This window comes from Streptosporangium sp. NPDC003464 (genome assembly GCF_053588315.1).
In genome coordinates this window covers 19,290-28,164 of the sequence record NZ_JBSFPS010000120.1, presented here as the reverse complement: position 1 = coordinate 28,164, position 8,875 = coordinate 19,290, and the positions used below count along the sequence as shown (strand labels likewise).

General features: G+C 74.1%; 5 protein-coding genes. All 5 read right to left on the bottom strand.

The window, feature by feature from the left end; genetic code table 11:
• Nucleotides 1–85: 85 nt before the first annotated feature.
• Nucleotides 86–901 carry an SIMPL domain-containing protein gene (locus tag ACWDS7_RS25435; RefSeq protein ID WP_451931306.1) on the bottom strand — a complete coding sequence of 272 codons (816 nt, stop codon included), beginning with the start codon at nucleotides 899–901 and terminating at the stop codon, nucleotides 86–88.
• Between the two features lie 86 nt (nucleotides 902–987).
• Entirely contained in the window at nucleotides 988–1,740 is a 753-nt protein-coding gene (locus ACWDS7_RS25430; protein ID WP_451931305.1) for a maleylpyruvate isomerase family mycothiol-dependent enzyme, read from the bottom strand.
• Between the two features lies 1 nt (nucleotide 1,741).
• Complete coding sequence (locus ACWDS7_RS25425; protein ID WP_451931304.1) at nucleotides 1,742–4,033, bottom strand: serine/threonine protein kinase; 2,292 nt, start codon at nucleotides 4,031–4,033, stop codon at nucleotides 1,742–1,744.
• A gap of 66 nt (nucleotides 4,034–4,099) precedes the next feature.
• Complete coding sequence (gene lysX / locus ACWDS7_RS25420) at nucleotides 4,100–7,399, bottom strand: bifunctional lysylphosphatidylglycerol synthetase/lysine--tRNA ligase LysX (RefSeq protein WP_451931307.1); 3,300 nt, start codon at nucleotides 7,397–7,399, stop codon at nucleotides 4,100–4,102.
• A gap of 38 nt (nucleotides 7,400–7,437) precedes the next feature.
• Entirely contained in the window at nucleotides 7,438–8,874 is a 1,437-nt protein-coding gene (locus ACWDS7_RS25415; protein ID WP_451931303.1) for an alpha/beta fold hydrolase, read from the bottom strand.
• Between the last annotated feature and the right edge of the window lies 1 nt (nucleotide 8,875).

Sequence of the window (8,875 nt, the reverse complement as noted above, 5' to 3'; positions counted from 1 at the left end):
GGCGTCCGGGCGCGCAGGGTCCGCTTCAGCCCCGCGGCCTCCCGCGTGCCCGCGGCCGTGCGCAACCGTGCCAGCGGATCTGCGCTCATTGCAGAACGCCAGCCACTCCTTCAAGTCCCGGCCGTAGGCCGTACTGGTGTGGACGGACCTTTGCCGTAGCAACCACGCCCACACCAGCTGCTGAACCGACGGCTGCAGCAACGCCGGGGCTGACGGAGGCGGCCTTGTCGGCGAGCATGGCGCCCCCGAACGTGACCGGCGGGGGCGGGGTGACAGTTTCCTCGTCGATCGACAGGATGCGGCCCAGCTCGCGGCCGGCCAGCCTGGCGTACTGCTCGGCACGGGCGGCGGCGTCCTTGAACGCGGCCTCGCGGGCGGCCTTGAGGATCTTGCGGGTGTTGGACACCTCGAAGGAGACGCCGTTCAGTCGGGCGTCCTCGCCGACCCCGGCCGCCGCGTCGATCACCTTGTCGGCGGCCTCGATGTCGCGCACCACGGCCTCGACGCCCTGCGCCGCCCGGTAACCGGAGACCTTGGGATAGTCGTCGTACTCCGGGCCGAGCGACAGCTCGTCGGTCCGCAGGTCCTTGGCCTCGATCCCCGCCTTGAGCAGGGCATTCGTCAGCCTGGCGGCGGCCTCGCGCGCGGCGGCGAACGCCTCGCCCGCGGTGGCGCGGCGCACCTCGACGCCGGCGTTCAGGCGCATGACGTCGGGGGCGGAGGCCAGGCTGCCCTCCCCGCCGACCGTGATCCGAGACTGTCTGTCGTCCACTGTCACCCTCGCGAGATCGGAGCCGGAGTCGTGTCCGGAGGCGGGACCGGAATCGGCGGACGCGGTCCCGCCGAGCATGCCCATGGTGACGAGCGCGGCGGCGGCCGCGGCGTGAGACATCTTGATCATAGGCTCATGGCACCACGGGGCGGGGGCGGCTGCGGGGAGCCGCCGGGGTGCCCTGTCATGTCTTGAACCTCCGATCGCCGTGTGCCTCAGATCACGGCGCGCTCCAGCCACCAGCCGAGCAGCCCGGTGTCGCCCTCGACGCCGTAGTCCTGGGGGCTGCGCCGCCCCCACACGACCTGCAGCAGGTCCGCCGCGGTGGCGGCGCGGACGGTCACGGTCCCCGGCCGGAGGGAGCGCGCGTGGTGGAAGCGGTCGGGATCGACGGTGACCACCCATCCGGCGCCGGTGTCGGCCTGCAGGGAGATCGTCTCGCCCGCCCCCCTCAGCTCGGCCACGCCGGGGCTCCAGCGCGCGTACGGCAGGATGTCGAAGAACTCCTCGACCCCGTCGGCGGCCACGTCCTCGTCGACCGAGACCGGCAGACCCAGCGCGAGCTCGGCGTCCACCCGGTGCACCACGGTCTCGTGGAGCTGGCGCCGCGACCAGAACCGCACGTGCCGGTCGCCGCCCCAGGCCCACATCGGCGCCTGCGGCTCCCGGGACAGCAGGGCCTCGGGGAGGGAGCCGGCCCCCTCCCCCAGCCAGGCGGCGTAGCCGCCGGGGTCGGCGGGCAGGCCCAGCTCCATCTTGTCGCGGTCGTAGCGCCGCTCGGCCAGGTCGCGCACCATCGCGGCGGCCCACCGGTGCACGCCGCCGGTGTGGGCGGTGAGCGCGGCCAGGTCCCAGCCCGGACAGGTGGGCACCGGGGTGGACATGTCACGGTCCCGCAGGACCTCCGCCATCCGGGTGATCTCCCGGCCGGTGGCCTCGGCGTGCTCGGCGTGGGTCCAGTCCCTCAACTCAGTCCTCCCGCGTGAAGCGCATGAACTGCTTGTCATACTCCTTGGCGTTGGTGCTGGTGGCCAGCACCCGCTTCACCTTCCCCTGAAAGTCGATCACTACCGCCTCGTAGCCGGTGCCCTTGCGCCGCCAGCCGGCGATGTGCCGGTCGTCGTACCAGCCGATGAGCCGCTTGGTCGCGAACGGGATCCTGACCTGGGCCTCGGCGTCGGCGGCGGTGGACCAGACGCAGATCTCCTTCTTGGTCTCCTTGCAGTACGTCATGAGGAGCGTGCCCGAGGGGGAGATGTCGTCGCCCTCCACGGTGATCGGGGTGCCGACGTCCAGCAGGGTCTGCAGCACGGTGCCCTGCAGATCGTAGAAGCGGATGCGCTGGGTCTTGCCGGTCAACGCCCAGGTGCCGACCGCCCGGCCGTCCCCTCGCCAGAAGTAGCTCCAGGTGCCCGCGTCCTTCTCCTTCACGTGGACGATCCTGGCCTTCTTCCTGGCGATGTCGATGACCGCGTAGCCGTACTCCTTGCTGGTGTCGCCGGCCGCCTCGTACAGCGTCACCAGGCCCTGCCTGCCGTCCGGGGACCACTGCGGCAGGGTCGGGTAGACCGGCGCCTTGGTGATCTTGATCTTGCTCACCGAGCCCGACCGCCGGTCGACGACGGAGACGACGGCGTAGTTGTTCTTGTCGTAGACCTTGTCGGTGGCCAGCGCGTGGGTGCCGGAGGCGTTCACCGTGTACTGGAAGTACTTGTCGTTCTTGGTGAAGCCGTCGGTGCCGGAGGTGCGGACGTAGAGGTTCTTGTCCCAGTCCAGGCTGTAGGAGCTCAGTTTGATCGGGTCGTCGTCGCTCTCGTGGAGCGTGATCGAGCTGCCCGGGAGCTTGACCGTCCTGGTGGCCTGGGGCAGGGCGGAGATCGCCGGGGTGGCGGCGGGGGTGGCGGTGGCGACGGGGTCTCCGGACCCGGAGACGGCCGTCGGCCGGGTGCCGTCCGCCAGGGGGGAGGGCCCCGGATCGGGCGTGGTGCCGCCGCGCAGCGTCAGGGTGATCCCCACGGCGGCGACGAGCGTGACCGCGAGCCCCGCGCCGACCGCGACCCAGACGCCGCGCCCGCGCCTGGCCGCGGGGCCCGCCCCCGGGTACGGCGGGGCGCCCGGGACCGGGTAGGCCGCGGGCCCCCGGCCGGGGCCGCCGTAGGGCGGCGGGGGCGCCTGCTGCGGGTAGCCGGGCCCCCGCTGCCACTGATGGTCCGGCCCGCCCTGCTGCGGGTGGCCCGGTCCGGCCGGGTGGGCCTGCGGATGGCCGCCGGGGCCGGCCGGGCGGGTCTGCTGGTAGCCGCCGGGCCCGGTCTGCTGGTGGCCGCCGGGCCCGGTCTGCTGAGGCTGCTGGTAGCCGTTGGGGCCGGGGCCCGTCTGCTGCGCGGCGGCGGCCGACCCCTCGGCGAGGATCCCGCGGGGGGCGGTGGGCCCCGGCACGCCCGGCGCGCCGCCGGCGTGGCCGAGCAGCCGTAGCAGCGCCTCCCCCGCCGTGGGCCGCAGGGCGGCGTCCTTGGACAGGCACTGCCCCACCAGATCACGCAGCGCCGGATCGGCGATCGCCCGCAGGTCGGGCTCCACGTTCATGATCCGGTTGAAGATCGCGGGCAGGCTGTCGGTGCCGAACGGCGGCGCGCCGGTGGCCGCGAAGACCATCGTGCAGCCCCAGGCGAACATGTCGGCGGGCGAGCCGGCGGCCTCCCCCGCGAGCTGCTCGGGGGTCATGTAGGAGGGGGTGCCGATCGCCATCGCGGTCAGCGTGGAGGTCCGGTCGAGCGCCTTGGCGATACCGAAGTCGATCACCCGGGGGCCGTCGGGGGCGAGCAGCACGTTGGACGGCTTGAAGTCGCGGTGCACGATCCCGGCCTGGTGGATCGCGACGAGCGCGGTCACGGTGCCGATCGCCAGGCGGTGCAGGGCCGAGCCCTCGCGCGGTCCCTCCTGGGCCACGACGGCGTCCAGCGTCAGGCCGTCGATGTACTCGCTGACGATGTAGGGTCGGTGCTGGTCGACACCGGTGTCGATGACCGCGGCCGTGCAGAACGGCGCGACCCGCTGAGCCGTGCTGACCTCGCGGATGAAACGTTCCAGAGCCTCCTCGTCCTGGGCGAGGTCGGCCCGGAGCAGCTTGACCGCGACGCGGGCGCCGGTGGGCGCCACGCCGAGGTACACCGTCCCCTGGCCCCCTTCACCGAGCCGCGCGGTGAGCCGGTACTCCCGCACCTGCTCGGGATCCCCAGGCCGCAAGGACGCGAGGTCCGGCATGACCACACCCTCCCTTTAAGGACTTTTTACGGTCCATTGTGGGGGTAAATGGTCACGATCAGTGCATCAACTCCGGGGCCGGGTCAGCGGGAAGGGCAGCACCTGCCTCATCGACCTGCCGGTCAGCAGCATGAGGAGCCGGTCCACGCCGATGCCGAGGCCGCCGGTGGGCGGCATGCCGTACTCCAGCGCGCGCAGGAAGTCCTCGTCCAGCTCCATCGCCTCCGGGTCTCCGGCGGCGGCCCGCAGCGACTGCCCGGTCAGGCGGCGGCGCTGCTCCAGCGGGTCGGTCAGCTCGGAGTAGGCGGTGCCGATCTCGACGCCGAAGGCGACCAGGTCCCACCGCTCGGCCAGCCGGGCGTCCCGGCGGTGCGGCCGGGCCAGCGGGGAGACCTCCGACGGGAAGTCGGTGTAGAAGGCCGGTTCGACGGTCCGCTCCTCCACCAGCCGCTCGTACAGCTCCAGGATCATCGCGCCCCACCCCCACTCCGGGTCGTACGGCACCGCCAGCCGGTCGGCCAGCTTGCGGAGCTCCTGGACGGAGGTGTCCGGGCCCACCTGTTCCCCCGCCGCCTCCGAGAGGGCCTCGTTCACGCAGGCCGTCCGCCACGGCCCGGAGATGTCGATCTCCTGCCCGTGCCTGCGGATCACCGGCGCGCCGAACGCCGCGGTGGCCGCCTCCTGGACGAGCTCGCGGGTGAGCTCCAGCATCGTCCGGTAGTCGGCGTACGCCTGGTACGCCTCCAGCAGCGTGAACTCCGGGTTGTGCTTGTAGGAGACGCCCTCGTTGCGGAAGGCCCGGCCGAGTTCGAAGACCCGCTCCGCCCCTCCCGCGCACAGCCGCTTCAGGTGCAGCTCCGGCGCGATCCGCAGGTAGAGGCGCATGTCGTAGGCGTTCATGTGGGTGGTGAAGGGCCGGGCGCAGGCACCGCCGTGGACCGGCTGCAGGATCGGCGTCTCGACCTCCAGGAAGCCGCGCCGGAGCAGGGCGGTGCGCAGGCCGTTCAGGACGGCACCCCGGATCCGCAGCGTCTCGCGCGCCTCGGGGTCGGCCACCAGGTCGAGGTGGCGCTGCCGGGCCCGCGCCTCGGGGCCGGCCGGGCCGCGGTGCCGGCCGGGCGGCGGGCGCAGGCACTTGGCGGTCATCGTCCACCCGTCGGCGAGCACCGACAGCTCCCCGGTCCTGCTCGTGACGACCTCGCCGGTGCAGGCGACGTGGTCGCCCAGGTCCACGGCGCGGCGCCAGCGGTCCAGGCCGGCGGCTCGGGTGATCATGAGTTGGAGGGTGCCGCTCCAGTCGGCGACCGTGGCGAACAGCAGCCCGCCGTGGTCGCGGACCAGCGTCACCCGCCCGGCCACCGCGGCCCGCTCCCCGGTCCGCGCGTCGGCGGCCAGACCGGGGTGGGCCCGGCGCAGCTCGGCGGCGGTGTGGGTGCGCGGGTGGCCCACCGGGTACGGCTCGCCGCCCTCGGCCCGGAGCCGCTCCAGTTTGGCCAGGCGGACCCTGACCTGCTCCGGTACGGCGGGGCCCCGCCGGCGGCCGCCGCCCGTCCCCGGCGCGCGGGCCACCGGGGGCGCCGCCGGCTCCTCCGCCGCCGGACGGGCGGGATGCTCCCCGCGCCGCAGCAGCGTGGGCAGGCTGGGCCCGTGCCCCAGGAAGCCTTCGGCGATCGCCGAGGCCAGACCCACCTTGGGCAGGTCGCGGCCGTCCTCGTAGGCGAGGTAGCGCGGCACCCAGTCGGGGCGGTACTTCACGTTCGACCGGTACAGCGACTCCAGCTGCCACCACCGGGAGAAGAACAGCAGCATCCCCCGCCAGGCCCGCAGCACCGGACCGGCGCCGATCCGCGCCCCCTCCTCGAAGGCGGCGCGGAAGACCGCGAAGTTCAGCGAGATGTGCTCCACCCCGATCTCGGGCGCCTGCCTGACCAGGCCGGAGACCATGAACTCCATCAGGCCGTTGTCGGCCTCGCGGTCGCGGCGCATGAGGTCCAGGGACAGGCCGTGCTCGCCCCAGGGCACGAAGGACAGCAGCGCGGCGTGGCCGCCGTCCGGCCCGAGGGCCTCCACCAGCACGCACCTGCCGTCCGCCGGGTCCCCCAGGCGGCCCAGCGCCATGGAGAAGCCGCGTTCCGCCTCGGTGTCCCGCCACGCCTCGGCCCGGTCGATGATCCGGCGCATCTCCTCCGGGCTCAGCTCCTCGTGCCGGCGGACGCGCAGCGTGTATCCGGCCCGCTCGACCCGGTTGACCGCCTGCCGCACCCCTCGCATCTCCCGGCCGTCCAGGGTGAAGTCGGCCACCTCGATCACGGCCTCGTCGCCGAGCTGGAGCACCCGCAGCCCGGCCCGGTTGTAGGCCCTGGCGCCCTCCTCGCTGGCGCCGATGGCCGCGGGGGTCCAGCCGTACTCCCCGGCCTGCTCCATCCACGTCCTGATGGCCGGCTCCCACGCCTCCACGTCCCCGATCGGATCGCCTCCGGCCAGGCTGACCCCGGCGACCACGCGGTAGGAGACGGCCGCCTTGCCGCTCGGCGAGAAGATGGCGGTCCGGTCCCGGCGGGTGGCGAAGTATCCCAGCGAGTCCCGCTCCCCCCTGGCGGCCAGCAGGGCGCGCACCGCGGCCTCCTCGGCCGGGGGCAGCTCGGCGCTGGCCTTCTGGGAGCGGAACAGCACCAGGAACGCCGACAGGATCGCGACGGCGGTCAGCAGGCCCACGACGAAGCCGATCCAGGCGGGCGGGTGCCCGACCCGGTCGAGGTCGAGGGTGACCGCGCCGCCCAGCGCCTTCTCCAGCGCCCAGGCGAACCGGCCCGGCGCCGCCAGCGTGCCGGGGAAGAGGGTGACCAGCAGGTAGGCGACGCCGAAGGAGACGGCGAACAGGACGGCGAGGGTGAGCAGCGCCTTGCGGAAGGCGCCGCGCTGCACCTTGGCGTAGAACTCGCGGCGCGCGAGGACCAGCACGGCCAGCAGGCCGGTGACGAAGACCAGGTTGACCGTCCCCGTGATCAGCAGCCAGGCGGACCTGAACCCCCGGACGGCGCCGTCCCCGAAGAGGTGGACCAGTGGCAGCAGGAGCACGTCGAGCGCGATGTTCGACGACAGCAGCACCACCAGCAGCCAGTACGCCGCGCGCTTGTGCCGGGCGACGGCCCCGGCGAGGATCGCCAGGAACACCGCGTAGCCGAGGTTCGCCTCGACCGAGAAGATGCTGGTGCTGATCACCTCGGTGGCCGGCCGCAGCAGCCTCCGCAGCGGCCCGATGAGTGCGATGAGCGCCGAGTAGGCCGCCAGCACCGCGAAGAACACGCCCAGCGCCCCGGGCACCGCCGCCGTCCAGCGCCGGTCCTCCAGCCGAGATGCCATCATCACCCCCGAGATGATCGCTACTCAAATCGTATACCCGGCTACGTATCGTGAAATCTGCCGAGCATTCGGACTGCTTCGGCGATCACCTCGGGGCGTTCGAGCTGCACCTCGTGCCCGGTCCCGGGCAGCAGGATCAGCTTGGCGTCGAGGAGGCCGGCCAGCTCCTGGTGGCAGCGGTCCTCCGGGCCGGCGCTGAGGATGACGACGGGGACCTCCGGGAAGGGATGGCTCCGGCGCAGTTCGCCGAGCTCGGCGGCCATGTCCGGATAGGCCAGCCACTCGGCCACCACGGCGGCCAGGACCCGGCCCCGGCCGTACACCGCCCGGGCGCGCCCGTCCGCCCCCATGACGAGGCGGTGCGCGGCGGGCAGCACCAGGAAAGCGGCGGCGGTCGCGCCGAACGTGCCGCCGAGGGCGGGCAGCGCGCGCTGCACGGCGCGCACGGCGGCCGCGCGCGCCCCGCCCCGGGGCCTGGGCGCGGGCTCGCAGCTGGGGTCGACCAGCACCAGCCCCGCCACCCGCCCGGGATGGAGCCGGGCGAACGCCTCCGCGTGCGGGCCCGCCGCCGAGTGCCCGACCACCACCGGGCACTCGGCGAGCGCGCCGATCCGCTCCGCCTCCTCGCGCAGCGTGGGCGGGCCGCGGTGGCCGGAGCTGAGCCCCAGGCCCGGCCGGTCGAACCGGATCACCATGTGGTCGCGGCTCAGATCGGCGGCGACCCCGTCCCAGTGGAACCACGCCCCCGCCATTCCCGCGCAGATCAGCACCGGCGGCGTCCCGGCCCCTTCCAGCAGGACATGCGACTTCGGCGGGGCCGGCACCGTCCGGTCCCGCCACAGCGCGGCCCCCAGCAGCAGCAGCCAGAGCCCGGTGACCGCGACCTGGAGACGCTGCGCGACCCCCACCGGGGCGCCGGAGGCGATGGCCGCCAGGGTCCACACCGTGGCCACGGCCATGAGCACGGCCAGCGCCGCCCCGCCGTACCCGACAAGCGGCCACCTGCGCCGCCGCAGCGCGCTCACCGGCAGCGCCATGAGGCTGAGCACCGCTCCGGCCGAGGCCAGCGCACTGGTCACCGTGTGGATCCGGTGGGCCGCCGAGACCCGTCCGGCCGCCTCGGCCGCCGCGCACAAGGGGTCGCTCAGCGCGGCGCAGTCCAGCGGGAACAGGCCGCCGTCCAGGACCGTCATCACGCCCAGCAGCACGAGGGCGAGCCAGCCGATCGCCCCCAGCCGGCCGGGGCGCTCGTCGGGGACCAGGGCCACCGCGGTCAGGCACGCGGTCCCGGCGGCCACGTCGGCCGCCCGGACCAGCCACGACCACGGCTGGTCGACCGCCGCCAGCTCGCTGACGTACGCGCCCGTCCCGCCGATCGCGGTGTTGAGGAACTGCGCCGGCACCCAGGCGCTGTAACACAGGCCCGCGACGGCGAACGCGCAGGCCGCGATCCGGGTCAGCCTCCACCGGGCGCGCATC